The organism is Acinetobacter lwoffii (assembly GCF_019048525.1).
GTDB classification, from domain to species: domain Bacteria; phylum Pseudomonadota; class Gammaproteobacteria; order Pseudomonadales; family Moraxellaceae; genus Acinetobacter; species Acinetobacter lwoffii_K.
The window spans coordinates 3,068,618-3,084,712 of sequence record NZ_CP077369.1; the positions used below are offsets into that span (position 1 = coordinate 3,068,618).

A 16,095-nucleotide genomic window follows, 5' to 3' on the forward strand; every position below is an offset into this window, starting at 1 on the left:
GGTAATTCTGTCTAAACAAAACGTTTTCGCCTATAATAAATTTTGTTCTCTTTTTTTGTACTTAGACGAAATCAATGACGAAACAGGGCTCACGGAATTCAGCTTACGGATTACTCAAATACATTAGCCGCCAACCGCTTCCGGTTTCTCGCTGGATGGCCCGTATTCTGGCCTTTATTGTGAACAGTTTTAAAGTCACTAAAACTTCGGAAGTCATTCGTCTCAACCTTGAAATCAGTCTTTCAGAACTGTCTAATCAGGAACGTGAACAGATTAACCGTGCTGCGGTTCGCAATGAATTAATGTCATATTTCGAGTTCTTTACTATTTGGGGCTCAAGCAATCAGAAAAATCTTAAACGCGTTCATCGCGTTATTGGCGAAGATCTACTTCATGATGCCATTGCACAAAATAAAGGCCTCGTGTTAATCGTGCCGCATTTTGGTACCTGGGAAATTATGAATGCCTATATTGCCCAGTTCACCTCAATGACCATTATGTACAAACCTGTGAAAAATCAGGCTGCAGATCAATTTGTACGGGCCGCCCGTAGTCGTGAACAGGCGCATCTGGTGCCGACCGATGAATCTGGCGTCCGTCAGATTTTTAAAGCCTTAAAACAAGGTGGCACTACGGTCATCCTGCCGGATCATACCCCGAATATCGGTGGTGAATATATTCCATATTTCGGTGTGCCTTTGGCCACGAGTAATTTGAGTGCCAAACTGATTCAAAAGACCAAAGCGCGTGCCCTGTTTTTATATGCCTTGCGTAATACTGATGATGGATTTGATATCTTTATCGAAGCAGTTGATGAAAAAATTTATAATGGCAATGCTAATCAAGGCACGCAAGTCATTATCAATAGTATTGAAAATTTAATTCGTCGTCATCCGGAACATTATCACTGGAGTTATAAACGCTTTAATGCGCATCAAGACTTAGGAAATCTCTATAAACTTGAGCATGAACAAGCCCTGGACAAAGTAAATGCGTTGAAAACACAAGAACTACATGAAGTTTCGTCCATACTGGAATCAGTCACTTAAAGGCTGACGATACAACCACTGCCATTCATGTCGTTCGGCAGAAAGTACCAGTTTTAAGCCTTGTTGCTGAAAGTGCACACTCCCCTGTTCTGCCGTGGTCAATAATGGAATATTAAGAGCTTTTAACCGTTGCTGAGTCAATTGGCTTGGATGGCCATAGCGGTTAAATTTTCCAGCCGAGGCAATCGTCAATTTAGGCCGCAAAACTTCTAAAAATTGATAAGCTGAACTGTGCTGACTGCCATGATGGCCGAGTACCAGCACATCGACTTTAAGTTCCGGATAATCTTGAAGCAGCTGATATTCAGTTTCCCAACCCGCATCCCCCATCAGTAAAAAGTTTTGATACGGTCCGGCATTTTTAACTTGCAGATATATCACACAAGAGCGGTCGTTTTTATTGAAGTTTGGCGTATTTAACTGCTGCTGCCGAGGTGCCAGAATTTTAAAGTTAATCGTCTCAGACCATTGCCATTGCTGTCCTGCATAACAAAACTGAAAACTTGAAGAAGCAGCTGTTTCAGGCATCTGATTGGATGACACTTGTCGGATGTTTAGTTGATCTTTAATGCTGTGATATGCACCGCTATGGTCCTGATCCAGATGGGTCAAAATCAGTTGATCCAGTTCTCCAACACCTTGCACAGACAAAAATGGCATAATCACTTGCCGACCAATACTGAATTTTTCTTCATTATAATAACCGCCCATATCGATCATCATGCTCTTTTGCCCTTCCCGAATGAAGATGGCCTGTCCCTGCCCGACATCCAGAACAGACAGCTGAAATGCATGCTGATTAAGTTGAGGAATGTACAGTGGTAAACAGGCAAGTGCTGTCCAGCTTTTGGGCACTAAGCCACGCGGCAAAAAGACAATTAATAAGCCCAAAATACATAGAGCAATCATCCAGACATTCATGGCCACAGGAATCAGTTGCGGTGCAAACAGCCGATCAAGCAGATTCAAAAATGCCAGCAGTATATGAATAAAAATATCATTGAGCTGAAACAACAGACTCGAAAGTGGTTCAGAAATGAAAAATAATAAAGCCGCCAGAATATCTACGGGAACTATCAGCAGGCCAATCCACGGGATAGCCACCAGGTTGCTTAGCGGGGTAATCCAAGCCACCTGCTTAAAAAACAACATCATTAAGGGAAACAGGGCCAGAAAAATTTTCCACTGCGACTCCACTAAAACTTTCATTGCAAAATACAGCCGTTGTAATGCTGTTTGTATTGTTTGATGCGGTTGCTGCTGAATGGTTTGATAGATTCGCAGCAACACAAAACAGGCTCCATAAGACAGCCAGAATGCGGCCGACAAAATGCTAAAAGGATCAAAGAGCAACAATAAGGCAGCACTTAAAATCAGCAGTTTTAATGGCTGCACACTTTGCCTGAGCAGTAAGGTTAAAGTTACAATCACACAAATCAGTAAAGTGCGTAGCGCCGGAATCTCAAAACCGACGAAGGCACAATACAACAGTACACATAATAAAAAAGGCAGGCTCAAAAAATACTGCCTTGGCCATTTCAGATAAATCTGCGGTGCGTACCTTGAAATCAGATATTGCAACGCTCCACAAATAATAAAGGCAAAGATCAGCACATGCGGTCCGGAAATCGCCAGTAAATGGCTCATGCCAAAACGTTGGAATTGCTGCTCCGTCGCTTGATCCAATAGACTTTCATCACCGCTTAATAGAGCCAGTAACAAGCCTTTCTGCTGTACCGGCTGTCTGGCCACAAACTCTCTTAAGGCCAGTCGCTGTTGTTCTACCCAAAGCAAAAATCTCTGATTCAAATTTTGCTGCTGACGTAGATATTTAGCATGACCTAGTGCATAGAGTTGTTGCGGTTGCAATTCTTGGATATGTTTAATCCTAAACCCGGCCATGACATTTTGCTGCAATGCCCACTTTTCTGCATCAAAAGCACCCGGTGTCGCATAACTATGGTTAGGTCGAATCTGGCCTTGCAATAAATAATAATGTCCTAGTTTAAGAGTCTGCTGTTTAGTTTTATCATTTACCAAACTAGAGGTGACAGGATCTGAAACTGGCAGAAAACCCATCCATTTGACTGTAGTGCCATCAGGGTTAAGCACATGCAGGGCTTGCTGGATATTCTGATCGCCCAGTTTATTCAGCTCTTTGATATACACCACGATTTCTTTTTCAGAGACCTCGTGCTCTCGCTTGGATAAACGTTCAGTCAATTGCAGATTGGCATAAGCGTGGCCTAAAAACAGCCCTAAAAGTAGGCCGGACCCAGTGATCAACAAGCTTCGCAGCGGTGTATTCAAGATGAACTTTAATTTATGGCCACACAGATACCACAACAGCGCAACGATCAAAACTGCCGTCCCGCTCAGTTGAACAGACAGGAAATTTTTCCCCATACAGGCAAGGCCTAAAATCCAGCCAATACATAGCCACTGCAACATTGAATCTTATTCTATCTTGTTATTATTTTGCCCAATAATAAAGCCCACCGGAGTGAGCTTCAATCAAATGCGAATATTCTCGTTATTTATGGTTCAATCCAGAGACCATCCTGCATATGTAAAATCCGATCTGCTGCATGGGCTAGCTGTTCATCATGCGTCACAATCAGCATCGCCATATTGAACTCACGTTGCAATTCGGTCAGCAGTTCAAAAATCTTTGCTGCAGTCTTGCGGTCTAGATTTCCGGTCGGTTCATCGGCCATCATCAGTTTAGGTTTACCGACCACTGCACGCGCCAAAGCTACACGCTGACGCTCACCTCCGGATAATTCACCCGGCTTGTGAGTCAGACGATGCGAAAGACCAACACGTTCCAGCAAATATTCGGCCTGCTGTTTGGCTTCCTTAAACTTCATGTTGTCGCGTAACATCAGCGGCATGGCCACATTTTCCAGTGCCGTAAATTCTGGCAACAGGTGATGAAACTGATAAACAAAGCCCAAATGCTCATTCCGCACATAACCGCGTTCTGCTTCAGACAAGGTATCAAAACGGCGGCCATTCACCATGACCTGACCTGACGTCGGGCGATCCAATCCACCCAAAACATGTAATAAGGTACTTTTGCCTGAACCACTTGAACCTACAATCGAAACAAACTCACCTGCTTTTACCTGTAGCGACAAGCCGCGAATCACATCGACAGTGGCCTTGCCATCGGTAAAGGATTTGTGAATATTCTGGGCATCTAAAATCAGATTACTCATAACGCAAAGCCTCTGCCGGTTGAATTTTTGCTGCACGTAAAGCCGGATAAATTGTCGCGACAAAACTGAGTGCCAGTGACAAGCCTACAATCACCAAGACATCCTGCCAGCGCAGATACGAAGGTAAGTAGTTAATAAAATAGGCATCAAACATATTCAGGCCTAAAGTATTGTTGAGCCAGCCAATAAAGCTACTGATACTGGTTGCCGCAATAATCCCGAGGATGGCCCCTGCACAAGTTCCAATCACCCCAATCACGGTACCTTGCACCATAAAGATTTTGGTAATGGTGGCAGGTGAAGCCCCCAAAGTCCTTAAAATGGCAATGTCCGATTTTTTATCCGTCACCACCATCACCAGTGAAGACACAATATTAAATGCCGCGACTAGAACGATCAGGAATAAAAGCAGGCTGACCATGGCTTTTTCCATCTGAATCGCGCTGAACAGATTACCATGGGTATAAGTCCAGTCCGAAGCATAGAAATTCCCCGGCAAATCACGCACAATTTCCTGAGACACTTGTGGTGCCAGGAAAATATCATCCAGCTTCATACGCACACCCTGCGCACCATCCGGTAGACGCAGCAAGGTCGAGGCATCATTTAAAGCGATATAACCCATCATCGAGTCAACTTCAGCACCAATACTGAAGATTCCCACCACTTTAAAACGCTTGAAACGCGGGACGACACCAGCTGGTGATGGGGTGGCTTCTGGCAAAACCAGAGTAATATTGTCATTTAAACCCACACCCATGGCATCGGTCATTTGCTTGCCCAAAACAATACCAAATTCACCTTTTTTCAGGCTGTCGATACTGCCCTCAACCATATGGTTTTGTATAATTGAAACTTTTTTCTCATACTCGGGTTCAATCCCGCTGACCATAATGCCGGCGACCTGACCCTGTGCGGTCAGCATGCCTTGTAATTGAGTAAAAGGTGCGACTCCCTGAACATGCTCATGCCCTTCAATTTGCTTTGCAAGTTCTGGCCAATTTGTTAAAATTTGTGTTGAGGAAACAGTCGCTTGAGGTATCATTCCTAAGACACGATTCTTTAACTCTCGGTCAAAACCATTCATCACAGACAACACTGTAATGAGGACTGCCACACCGAGTGTGAGGCCGATCATTGAGACCAACGCGATAAAAGAAATGAAGTGGTTACTACGCCGTGCGCGAGTATATTTCAACCCTATATACAGCGAGATTGGTTTGAACATAACCATCTAGTCCGAGGTAATAAATTATGGAAAATGTACAGCATCCAAACGGATTTACGGAAAGACGCGTCATGTCTCGAATCGATGCTGCCTTACGAATTAATTATCAGATTATTTCCGATGATGTTGCCTTGAATGATCCTTACGATCCTAACTTCGTCTTGCCCCGCTATTTTCTACTACTTGCAGAACTAGATCAATTTGATCATGCGGTTAACTACGAATTAGAACAATTATCTGAAAAAGATCAACAAATTGCTCGAATCTTATCCTTATTTAATCAAAAGTTAAACCTTATTACCGGTTCTTTGTATGACGCAATTGTACAAAGCATGTTACCTGTACCAGAGCAAGTGAACTTTTCAGAAACCGGTTTTAGTTTCTTTAATGAGCGCCCTATCGCTGAAGGCACCTATCTGCACGTGACTTTGAGTCATCCGGAAAATTTCTTCCATATTGCAGCAACCGCTCAGGTGGCCTACAGTCGCGAAGAAGAAAATGGCAAATATCGGACTGGTGCATATTTTATTACCATGCATCCCCAAGACCGGGTCAAACTGGGTGAATGCGTCAAGGCTCACTTTGTTTAAATTACTGCTTTAGTCAGTGCTGCTGGGTGATGAAAGGCGAGCGTTATAGCTCGCTTTAATTTCTCTGGAAAAATATAACAACAAACCAGCCAGTAAGATAACGACGCCAAAGACTGCTCCACCCGATAATTTTTCATCATTCAGAATCACCCCGACAAATAAGGCCAGCATCGGCGTCAATACGGTGGTCAATGACAAAGTGGTCGCCTTGATTTTCTGCACCAGTTTAAAATAACAGAACATCGCAATCAGGGAAGCCATGATTACAGCATAACTGAGTCCAATCAGCGATTTAGCCTGCGGAATCTGGGTCGGTGCAAATTGCCAGATAAATAGCAACATGGTACAGGCCATGACCGCTGAAACAGCAATAGAACCGGCCGCTTGTGCCATAGGTTCGAGAGGTGCATTAACTTTTTTCACCCAGAACATCGAAACACAGTAAATAAAAACACTGAGCAACATCAGGCCTATGCCAATCGGCTGAATATGCTGATCTTTGCCACCGACACAGATAATGCCCAGACCCAGCAAGGCAATCGCCATACCACCCCACTGCGAAGGATAGAGCTTAAGCTGAAATACAAAACGGCCAATTAAACCGGTAATAATCGGCGCCAGTCCGAACATCAGGGCAATAACGCCTGAACTCAGATAATCCGTGGCCAGATAAGTGAAAATCTGTGAGCCGATAAAACTGCATGCGCCAGCCAGGTAACTGTGCATGGATAATTTATCTAAGGGAAAACGGGTTTTAAATAGCCACAACAAGGCAAATGCAAAAGGCAAAGCCAAAAAGAAACGCAATGCCAAAGCCCAGAGCGGATGCAAATCCGTCACACTCCAGACAATAGCTAGCGGTGTCGTCGCCCAGATAAAAACCAATAAAAGATAGGTGGCAATCATATTGGTTTGTGTGGGCATGCGAGTCACTCTGAATAAGGCTTAAAGCGCGGAAGTTTTACGTTTTTGTTTTTGGATGGTCTGATCGAGTGCGCTGGAAAATTCGCGTTTATCCCGTTCTGAAATCGGTGGCGGACCGCCCGTTTGCACGCCCGCTCCGCGTAAGCTGTCCATAAAATCGCGCAGATGTAAGCGCGCTTTGACATTGGCCGTAGTATAAATTTCACCACGGGGATGAATCGCAATTCCGCCTTTTTCAATCACTTCTGCCGCCAGGGGAATATCTTGGGTCATGACAATATCATGCTCTTTCATGCGCAGAATAATCTCTTTATCTGCAGCATCCGCCCCACTCATCACCTGAATTGAATTAATTCTGATCGAAGGAGTTATTCCGACTGGTTGGTTGGCAACAAAAGTGACTTCTAGCTGATAGCGATCCGAAGCACGAATAATCACATCTCGCAGAATACGGGGCAATGCATCGGCATCGACCCAAAGTTTGAATGGCAACACAGGGCTTCCCATTAAGGTATAAATCATGGTTATTCTAGCAAATTGCAGTGATCAGGTTGATGATTAAATCGCTCCATTTTCATTGCATCTGTCATCTGTATCTTAAAAAGTATGTGCCCGGTAAAACTGGCATGATTCACGCGAGAAAAAAAATTGACTTCATTTGACTGGCATTTTAATTTTAAAATTCATTCGATTGACTTGAAAAATCGCAATGACCCTCGATTAACTATAAATACATCATCCAAGATCAATTGTGCATATGAAAAATCAGAATAGCCCAGAGATCATCACCATTGATGATCAAAATTTCGGTAGTCATGTCGAACATTGGACCTTGCTCACCGACAACCCTGGCACAGATGTTCCACAGTGGTTAGGCAAAGCTCTTGATGAACCAATCATGCCGATGGGCCTTTGTACACAAGAATGTGATATGGATGCAGAGACTTGGCTGATTCAGGGACCGAGCAAAGCTGCGGTACAGTTGAGTCAAGTGATTGCCGTTGAAAACAACAAACCTCAAGCGGTAAAAACTGCATTTCCGTGCTTTGACAGTCCTTATCAGGTGAAAGCCACGATTGACCGGATTATTAGCTGTAAATCCAATACTCAGGCTGTATTGCGCTTGAATCTGGGTGCTAACAATATTATTTACGCTTTCGATAGCCTGTATAGCGTCAATCACCCGCATTATGAAAAAGACCAGTCCTATGTGGTGAATCTGAATGGCTGGGCCTATGAACTTGAAGCGGTCGCAGATCATGAGCATCTGGTGGTTGATGATCCGGCTTCGATCAAGCACCACCGTGCCTTGAATGATATTCTGGCTGCCAATAATGGTGTAGCGCCGGATAATTTGCAGGAACAGATTGATGCCTGGCAGCCGCAGTGCGAAGAAGATAAAGAACCTGTCACCGTAGATTTTTCTAAAATGGTGGCTTATCTATACGGCGAAACCATGGGTCAGGAAGATGAAGCCTGGTTCCAGGGCAATATTGTCGGTAAAACCACCATGCAATTTATGGGTCAGGACTATACCCTGTATGATGTCACCCTGATTCATGATGAAGACCAGCCTGCGACCTTGATCCGGATTGCAACGCGGAATGACCAGTACAAAAACTTCCAGATTGGTCAGTATATTCGTGGCAACTTGTGGATTCAGGCCAATATTTATAGAAAAGTGGCCTAAGTTCAAACATATACAGAAGATATTCATTTTGATGGGTATCTTCTTTTAATCCATCTATATCCTTATTTGTCATTTTAATTTTTGATTATTTTTTATACATATTTTCTGGCTTAATAATCTATTTAAAGTCATTAAAAACCAAGTTATCCACATTTTTAAATTCAAATGAATTCATTTTAAATATTTAAAATAACCTTAAAAACCTTGTAAAAATAAGCATTTGATTTCTCATATAAATAATCTGATGTCGTGCAAATCTGATATTTAAATAAAATGAAAATTTATGCTCTTTAATTAAAAATGTACTTTATTTAATCAATTTTTTATGATAAAAATACTCACAACAAATTAGTATTAACGATAAATAGATCGGACAATAAATATCTATGAAAATCGTGCAAGAAGAAACATTACAACAGGTCGAGCATCATCTTAGCTCCCGCTATAATATTGATATGATGTCCTGCCTTTTTTTCATGTTGGGGATGCTGATCTGCGGATTCATCCTGCATACTTTTATTTTCTAAAATTATTGTATTCATAAAAAACCCAGCCTGTGCTGGGTTTTTTCGTTTCAGGAATTAACCATTGCGTTTGGCAAAGTCATCCATAAAGTTCACCAATGCCTGCACGCCCTCTAAAGGCACGGCATTATAAATACTTGCGCGCATACCGCCCACTGAACGGTGACCGGCAAGATTCAATAAATGTTGTGTTTCGGCTTCTTTCAGGAACTGTTTCTCAAGATCAGCATTGGCCAAGGTAAATGGTACGTTCATGATCGAACGATTTGCTTTTGCAATCGGATTCGCATAGAAATCGCTTTGATCGATATAACCATAAAGCAGGTTAGCTTTTTCAAGGTTCACCTTGTGCATGGCATCTACACCGCCATTTTCCAGCAACCATTCAAACACCAGACCAGACAAGTACCATGCATAAGTTGATGGTGTGTTGACCATTGAACCGTTTTTCGCTTGATCTGAATATTTCAAGATGCTTGGAATTTCAGGCTTGGCTTGATCGAGTAAATCTTCGCGAATGATCACCAGCGTTAAGCCAGCAGGCCCGATATTCTTTTGCGCGCCCGCATAGATCAAACCAAATTTAGAGACGTCTAAGGGTGCAGATAAAATGCTAGATGAATAATCGCACATTAATGGCTTATCTGTTTCAGGAATTGAAGCAAATTGCAGACCGCCAATGGTTTCATTATCGGCATAATGCACATAAGCTGCATCAGCAGACAGGTTCCATTCGCTTTGTGCACTGATCGCATATTTACCATCAATTTGGATACCCGCTTTTACAACATTGATATCGCCATAACGTTGCGCTTCTTTCAAAGCTTTTTCAGACCAGATGCCGGTATCGATATAGTCTGCTTTGTTGTTTTTGCCAAGCAAGTTCAATGGAATTGCCGAGAACTGTAGTGATGCCCCACCCTGCAAGAACAATACTTTGTAGTTCTCAGGAATATTCATGAGTTTGCGCAGGTCTGCTTCCGCTTTTTCAGCCATGGCAACATAGTCGGAACTACGGTGGCTCATTTCCATGATCGAAAGACCTTTGCCATGCCAGTCAAGCATTTCAGCTTGAGCTTTTTCAAGTACGGCAGTCGGTAATGCAGCAGGACCAGCACAGAAGTTGTACGCGCGCATGATTTTTCCTTTCAGAGTGAAACACAATAAAATGATGGCATTTAACCATATCTGGCAGGGTCTTGCACAAAATTATTTCAATCTATGAGTCAAGATAGAGTCAAAAAATCAATGTAGATTCACAAGATAAATTGACCAGTATTTTAGCCTGCTGTTTTTATCATCTTTGCACTCACAATTGAAAATATTCAAGATTAAGCCACTTTTTAATTCTGGATACTCTCTCAAAAACAGCCGATAAGTATTTGAAATACAGATGTAAAAGAAACAATACTATAACTTTATAGTAGCTCTATTGGCATACCTTTGATTTATACTAGCCGGATAACATCACCGGCTTTAAATCAGTTTAGCGACTTTATGAACTTAAAGAAAAATAAAAGACAGCTTGTCTGGGGTTTAAATCTGCTTGCATCGATGATGTATGGCAGCTTTGCTCATGCGCAGAGCATCAGCTTTCAGGATGCTGCACGTCAGTTGTTGCAAAATTCTTATAGCAGCCAAGCCTATCAAAGTCTGGAACAGGCTTCAAAACTTGAAGCTGAAGCAGTAAAAGGCGTAGGTCTGCCACGTGTCGACCTGAATGTTCGTGCCTATGCCTTTCACAGTGAAGTCGATATTCCATTAAAGCAATTTAAAAATAATCTGGAGAATTCACTCTCTCAAGGCGTGAATGGCCGGCTTAATGAGTGGGAGGCCAGTAATGGCGTGGATCTACCTGCAGGTATTACCGATCCACTGCGTGATGGACTTAACAATACTATTCATAGCGGAGTTGGTCTGATTCCGGATACGTCTAATGTCATCCTTGAAGATCAGGTGATTCGCCCCACTGTTTCCGTGATTATGCCAATATATACTGGAGGCCTCACCCGTAGTGCCAAAGAAATTGCCAATATTCAGGTCGGTCGTAGTCAGCTCAGCAACAAACAGCAGCAAGATACGCAGCGTTTTGAACTGATTCAAAGTTATTTTAATGTGCAGCTCCAAAAACAATTGCATGCAGCTGCGCTGTTTAATCTGAATGCCATGCAGCAGCATTATCGCAATGCCTTAAAAATGGAACAGCAAGGTTTTATCAGTAAAGGCCAGCGTATGCAATTTGAAGTGGCACGTAATAATGCCGAGCGCAGCCAGCAAAATACGCAGGCCAATTTGAATGCTGCGCTGTTCCAGCTGAATAATCTGCTTCAGGAAAGTAGCATCACTGAGCTTTCGACGCCTTTATTTGTCAATAAAACCGAGCCACAGGCCTTAAATCATCTGCTAAAAACTTTTAGTCAGAACTCTGCGCTGATTCAAAAAATGCAGCTGGATACCCAATTGGCCCAAGCCAATGTGAAAGCCCAGCAAGCAGCGAAAAAACCAAATGTATTTGCTTTTGGCGAATATAGTCTGGATCAAAATGAAAACTGGATTGTCGGGGTTGCCGCACGCTATAACCTGTTTTCCGGGATCGATAAAAACAAGAATATTCAGGCTGCCGAACTCAAACGCTCTGCAACAGAACTGCTTACTGCACGCACCCAGCAGGAAATTGAAAATCTGATTTATAAATCTTATAGCGAAGCACTTAGTGCACAGCAAAGTGATGTACTTCTGGCACAAAACTTGAAAGCCGCACAGGAAAATTTACGCATCCAAGAATTGTCTTTTAAAGAAGATACGGGCACCGCCACACAGGTCATCGATGCACAAAATATGCTGAGCGGACTACGAGCTGAAACTGCCTTGAATGCTTACAAATATGTGATGTCACTGGCCACACTATTACAAAGCCATGGCTCGATTGCAGAATTTCCAACCTACATTCAACATGCCAACACCCACTATATTCGCTAATGGAGCCGAACATGAACGAAGATCAAAAACCCAATGATCCTGTGAATGAAGTGGCTTCATCCAGCGATACAGAAAAATCGCCTGCGCAACAGGTAGAAACAAAAACTGAAATAGAAAACAACGCGACGACTTCGACCGAGCAACAACAAGCTCCTGAAATCGCTAAAAAGAAAAAATATTTATTGCTCGCCCTGATTCCAGTTCTGCTGGCAGTCATCGCTTTTGGATTGTGGAAAAGCTACCAACCGGCTCCGCTTGAATTGCAGGGTCGTGTAGAAGCTGAAACAGTTCAGGTGGCGACCAAAGTGCCAAGCCGTATTGAAGAAATCTATGTAGAAGAAGGTCAGCGGGTCAAAAAAGGCGATGTACTGGTGCGCTTAAACAGCCCGGAAATTCAGGCCAAAAAACAGCAAGCCGCAGCGGCTTTACAATCTGCGCTGGCCTTACAATCGACTGCTGAACGTGGCTCGCAGGAAGAAAATATCGCCAGTCTGTATGCCAACTGGCAATCGCTGAAAGCACAGCAAAATTTAGCCAAAGTTTCTTATGAGCGTGGTGCAAATTTATTGAAGGAAGGTGTGATTTCACGCCAGCGCCGTGATGAATTGTATGCAGCCAGTCAATCAGCGGCGCAAATGACAGAAGCAGCGTATCAGCAATACGCACGTGCCAAACGTGGCAGCACCTCGCAGCAAAAGAGTTCTGCCGATGCACAAGTAGATATTGCCCAGGCTGCGCTGGATGAAGCCAATGCTTTAGAAGCAGAAACCCAATTAGTAGCACCTGTAAACGGAACGGTGTCTAAAACCTATGGCAAAGTCTCGGAGCTGGTAGCCACCGCAGTCCCTGTGGTTAGCCTGATTGAAGATCAAATGTGGGTGAGCCTGAATATTCGTGAAGACCAATATGCCCCATTTCAGAAAATGAGCAGTATTGAAGGTTATATTCCCGCCCTAGATAAAACCGCCACTTTTCAAATTAGACAGATCAGTGCTGAAGGTGAATTTGCCACCATTAAGACCACACGTCAAACCGGCGGTTATGATGTGCGCAGTTTTAAGCTGCATCTTGTACCCACACCAGCGATTTCTGAACTGAAAGTCGGGATGAGCGTGTTATTTAAACTGAAAGAGACCCGATAATGTGGACGGGTATATGGCGCGAACTGCGCTATCTGCTCAGCGAAAAATGGGATCTGTGTCTGGTCACGCTGGCACCTGCACTGGTGATTATTTTATTCAGCAGCATGTTTGCTCAAGGGAAATCGGATCATTTACCGATTGCGATTATTGATCAAGACCAGAGTGCGCTGAGTCAAAGCATTTATCAACATGTGGCGCTGAATCATACTCTTAAAATTGCTACGGTGTCGGAACAAACAGCTGAAATTGAGCGCCTGTTAAATCAAAATAAAATTTGGGGTTATATCCATATTCCAAGCGGTGCCGAGCAACGTCTGGTTCGTGCCCAGGATGCTGACATCAGTATTGCTTTTAACCAGAGTTATTTCAGTATTGGAAATACCATTTCGTCTGCCATGCTGGTTAGTACCCTGCAAGCACTCGCTGAATTTAGCGGACAGCAATATCTGGGCAACCGGCTGCCTTCTCTCGAAGCACCGTCGCCGCATATCAAAATATCGCCGCTGTATAATCCACAACTGAATTATGAATTCTATCTGGAACCCTATGTCATTCCGGCAATTCTGCATTTACTGCTGTGTTGTTGTGTGGCATTTTCCGTCGGTCAGGAACTGAAGCGACAGACCTTAATAAGCTGGATTAGCAACTCATCCATCTGGATGGCATTACTGTCTAAGAACCTGGTCTATGTGGCTATTTTTAGTGTGTGGACTTGGGCCTGGATGTTCTGGCTGATTGAAATTCGCGGCTGGTTTGTTGCCGGCTCGCTCGCTCTGATTCTATCGGCACAATTTCTGCTATATAGCGCCTATGCATTTTTAAGCAGTGCAGTGGTTCTGGCGACCAAAGATTTAAGTAAATCTTTTGGCATCATTGCGGTCTATGGCGGTTCATCTTTAAGTTTTGCCGGTGTGACTTTACCTTTAAATAATGCGCCCCTATTCACCCAGTTTTGGTCCAATATTATTCCGTTTACGCCCTATGCCAAATTACAAACTGAACAATGGGTGATTGGTAGTCCATTGCATATTTCACTGCAAGCTGGATTAATGCTGCTGATCTATGCCCTAGTCTACGCTCTGCTGGCTTATCTGTTTCTTAAAAAAATAGCTAAAGGAGCAGTCCAATGAAATCCCTCTGGTTTTACTATCTGCAAAGCTTCAAGGATATTGTCAGTCACGGCACGATCTTTACCACGCTTATTCTATCCGTCTTATTTTACAGCTTTTTTTATCCAACCGCTTATCAGGCACAGCAGGCTGAAGCCTTACCGATTATTATTGTCGATGAAGAACAAAGTAGCTTAAGTACCCGCATTATTGGTCAGGTGGCACAAAGCCCCAATGTGGAAATTGAGGCAATTACCGGCAATTTCGCCGAAGCCAAACAATGGGTGGAGTCACAAAAAGCCGATGGCATTTTACTGCTGCCGGACAATTTATCGCAAAGCTTAAGGCATGGTGAAACAGGTGGCATTGGACTGTATTTAAGTACAGCCAACTTTTTAGTGACCAAACAAATTGGTCTGGGCTTAGCCACATCAGTTGAGCAAACTTTGGCAGATTATGCTGAACGCTTTGGCGAGGTCTCGGATTTTTCACCGGCCCTTTCTGTACATCAAATTCCTTTATTTAATCCACTGTCCGGCTATGGCAGCTATGTCTTTCCTGCGGTTGCACCTTTAATTATCCACCAAACCATTCTTTTGGGTTTGAGTATGCTGATTTTAGTACATCAGGAAAGAAAAATAGAATTAAACACAAATGCATTGATTGGGATGTGTTTAGCGGTCTTCACCATTGGTTGTCTGGGATGTTTCTATTTATTCGGCTTTAGCTTCTGGTTATTTGATTATCCGCGCGGTGGCAACCTGCTCGGGATGCTACTGGCTGTTCCGGTTTTTATCTACACGATAATTGGCATGACCTGCCTATTTGCCAGTTTTCTGGATCTGCCAGAACGTGCGGGTCATGTGATTGTATTCACTTCCATTCCACTGTTCTTTTTATCTGGTGCGGCCTGGCCACATGCTGCCATGCCCATCTGGATGCAAGTCATTGGTGAAATCCTGCCTTCCACCCAAATTGTGCAGATGTTTATTCAACTCAATCAGATGGGTGTACCTACCGCACTGGTCTTGCCTAAATTGCTTTATCTTGGAATGATCGGCAGCTTGTGCTTTTTCCTGGCTTATCGACGTTTAATTTCTAGTCATCAAAGCAGATAGAGCATTATAGTAATGCTCCTATTCCACTTATTTATTTGACTCGCCAAAGACCTGAATATTGAAATTACGAATCTTGTTGCTACCATTCGGCTTATCAAAACTCACATCATACTGAACCAGATTCTCCGGATAGGCAATTTCATAACTGACCTTATATTGTCCAGGCTGATTGATTGCTTCTTCAATCTCTTTGGTCATTAAAGTCTTAGACTTGTATTCACCTTGAGGAATTGAACGTGAAAAGCGTTTCATCAGCTTTTCATTATCCTTAAACTGGGTTTGCAACTGCGGTTCTAACTGATCCAGAAATTCCTCATATTTCCCGTCACGCAAATCCTCATAAGCCAGCTGTGCCGCCTTTTCCTGTTCAGGACTCGGATTCGGAATATTGTCCATTGAATTACAGCCAGTCAATGCAACCGCTGCTGCCAACAACATTAATTTGGTTTTCATCGCTTACCCTTATGCAGTCAAGGTTTATAAAAAAGGACGCCGAAGCGCCCTTTTTATCAGTAAAAAAC

General features: G+C 43.2%; 15 protein-coding genes. 7 read left to right on the forward strand and 8 right to left on the reverse strand.

The annotated features are described in order from the left end of the window. The first annotated feature begins 74 nt into the window (after positions 1–74). Positions 75–1,049: a lysophospholipid acyltransferase family protein gene (locus I6L24_RS14470; RefSeq protein WP_148334295.1), complete on the forward strand. Its 975-nt coding sequence runs from the start codon at positions 75–77 to the stop codon at positions 1,047–1,049. On the opposite strand, the gene I6L24_RS14475 is transcribed toward I6L24_RS14470, so the two are convergent. The 3 genes from I6L24_RS14475 to I6L24_RS14485 all read right to left on the reverse strand — a co-directional run bounded on the left by I6L24_RS14475 (position 1,038) and on the right by I6L24_RS14485 (position 5,498). Beyond that, the gene (locus I6L24_RS14475) at positions 1,038–3,500 is read right to left on the reverse strand and encodes a DNA internalization-related competence protein ComEC/Rec2 (RefSeq protein WP_148334294.1); all 2,463 of its coding nucleotides are present in this window, start codon (positions 3,498–3,500) and stop codon (positions 1,038–1,040) included. The genes I6L24_RS14470 and I6L24_RS14475 overlap by 12 nt on opposite strands. Positions 3,501–3,586: 86 nt before the next feature. Then, positions 3,587–4,270, reverse strand: coding sequence for a lipoprotein-releasing ABC transporter ATP-binding protein LolD (lolD, locus tag I6L24_RS14480; protein WP_004645694.1), 684 nt, complete (start codon positions 4,268–4,270; stop codon positions 3,587–3,589). Beyond that, positions 4,263–5,498: a lipoprotein-releasing ABC transporter permease subunit gene (locus I6L24_RS14485; RefSeq protein ID WP_004645695.1), complete on the reverse strand. Its 1,236-nt coding sequence runs from the start codon at positions 5,496–5,498 to the stop codon at positions 4,263–4,265. The genes lolD and I6L24_RS14485 overlap by 8 nt, the downstream gene beginning before the upstream one ends. A gap of 26 nt (positions 5,499–5,524) precedes the next feature. Here I6L24_RS14485 and I6L24_RS14490 point away from each other — a divergent pair, with 26 nt between their 5' ends. Next, entirely contained in the window at positions 5,525–6,088 is a 564-nt protein-coding gene (locus I6L24_RS14490) for a PilZ domain-containing protein (protein WP_004279140.1), read from the forward strand. Positions 6,089–6,097: 9 nt separating this feature from the next. Here I6L24_RS14490 and I6L24_RS14495 read toward each other — a convergent pair whose 3' ends face one another. After that, entirely contained in the window at positions 6,098–7,012 is a 915-nt protein-coding gene (locus tag I6L24_RS14495; protein ID WP_071850630.1) for a DMT family transporter, read from the reverse strand. A gap of 21 nt (positions 7,013–7,033) precedes the next feature. After that, complete coding sequence (locus I6L24_RS14500; RefSeq protein WP_171260766.1) at positions 7,034–7,519, reverse strand: YaiI/YqxD family protein; 486 nt, start codon at positions 7,517–7,519, stop codon at positions 7,034–7,036. Positions 7,520–7,769: 250 nt separating this feature from the next. Between I6L24_RS14500 and I6L24_RS14505 the strand changes: the two genes are divergently transcribed. Further along, positions 7,770–8,702, forward strand: coding sequence for a hypothetical protein (locus I6L24_RS14505; RefSeq protein ID WP_148334292.1), 933 nt, complete (start codon positions 7,770–7,772; stop codon positions 8,700–8,702). A gap of 410 nt (positions 8,703–9,112) precedes the next feature. Here the strand turns inward: I6L24_RS14505 and I6L24_RS16785 are convergent, their stop codons facing one another. Both I6L24_RS16785 and serC read right to left on the reverse strand, forming a co-directional pair. After that, the gene (locus tag I6L24_RS16785; protein ID WP_005103875.1) at positions 9,113–9,244 is read right to left on the reverse strand and encodes a hypothetical protein; all 132 of its coding nucleotides are present in this window, start codon (positions 9,242–9,244) and stop codon (positions 9,113–9,115) included. 39 nt (positions 9,245–9,283) lie between these two features. Then, positions 9,284–10,363, reverse strand: a complete 1,080-nt coding sequence (gene serC / locus I6L24_RS14510) for a 3-phosphoserine/phosphohydroxythreonine transaminase (RefSeq protein WP_216986226.1) — start codon at positions 10,361–10,363, stop codon at positions 9,284–9,286. A gap of 360 nt (positions 10,364–10,723) precedes the next feature. Here serC and I6L24_RS14515 point away from each other — a divergent pair, with 360 nt between their 5' ends. The 4 genes from I6L24_RS14515 to I6L24_RS14530 are packed head-to-tail and all read left to right on the forward strand — an operon-like array spanning position 10,724 to position 15,574. Next, positions 10,724–12,205 carry a TolC family protein gene (locus I6L24_RS14515; RefSeq protein ID WP_148334290.1) on the forward strand — a complete coding sequence of 494 codons (1,482 nt, stop codon included), beginning with the start codon at positions 10,724–10,726 and terminating at the stop codon, positions 12,203–12,205. 11 nt (positions 12,206–12,216) lie between these two features. Beyond that, the gene (locus I6L24_RS14520; protein WP_005252470.1) at positions 12,217–13,347 is read left to right on the forward strand and encodes an HlyD family secretion protein; all 1,131 of its coding nucleotides are present in this window, start codon (positions 12,217–12,219) and stop codon (positions 13,345–13,347) included. Then, positions 13,347–14,477, forward strand: coding sequence for an ABC transporter permease (locus I6L24_RS14525; RefSeq protein WP_148334289.1), 1,131 nt, complete (start codon positions 13,347–13,349; stop codon positions 14,475–14,477). The genes I6L24_RS14520 and I6L24_RS14525 overlap by 1 nt, the downstream gene beginning before the upstream one ends. Continuing rightward, the gene (locus I6L24_RS14530) at positions 14,474–15,574 is read left to right on the forward strand and encodes an ABC transporter permease (protein ID WP_114540841.1); all 1,101 of its coding nucleotides are present in this window, start codon (positions 14,474–14,476) and stop codon (positions 15,572–15,574) included. Before I6L24_RS14525 ends, I6L24_RS14530 begins: the two co-directional genes overlap by 4 nt. Positions 15,575–15,601: 27 nt before the next feature. Here I6L24_RS14530 and I6L24_RS14535 read toward each other — a convergent pair whose 3' ends face one another. Continuing rightward, positions 15,602–16,027: a DUF3887 domain-containing protein gene (locus I6L24_RS14535; protein ID WP_148334288.1), complete on the reverse strand. Its 426-nt coding sequence runs from the start codon at positions 16,025–16,027 to the stop codon at positions 15,602–15,604. Positions 16,028–16,095 lie beyond the last annotated feature (68 nt).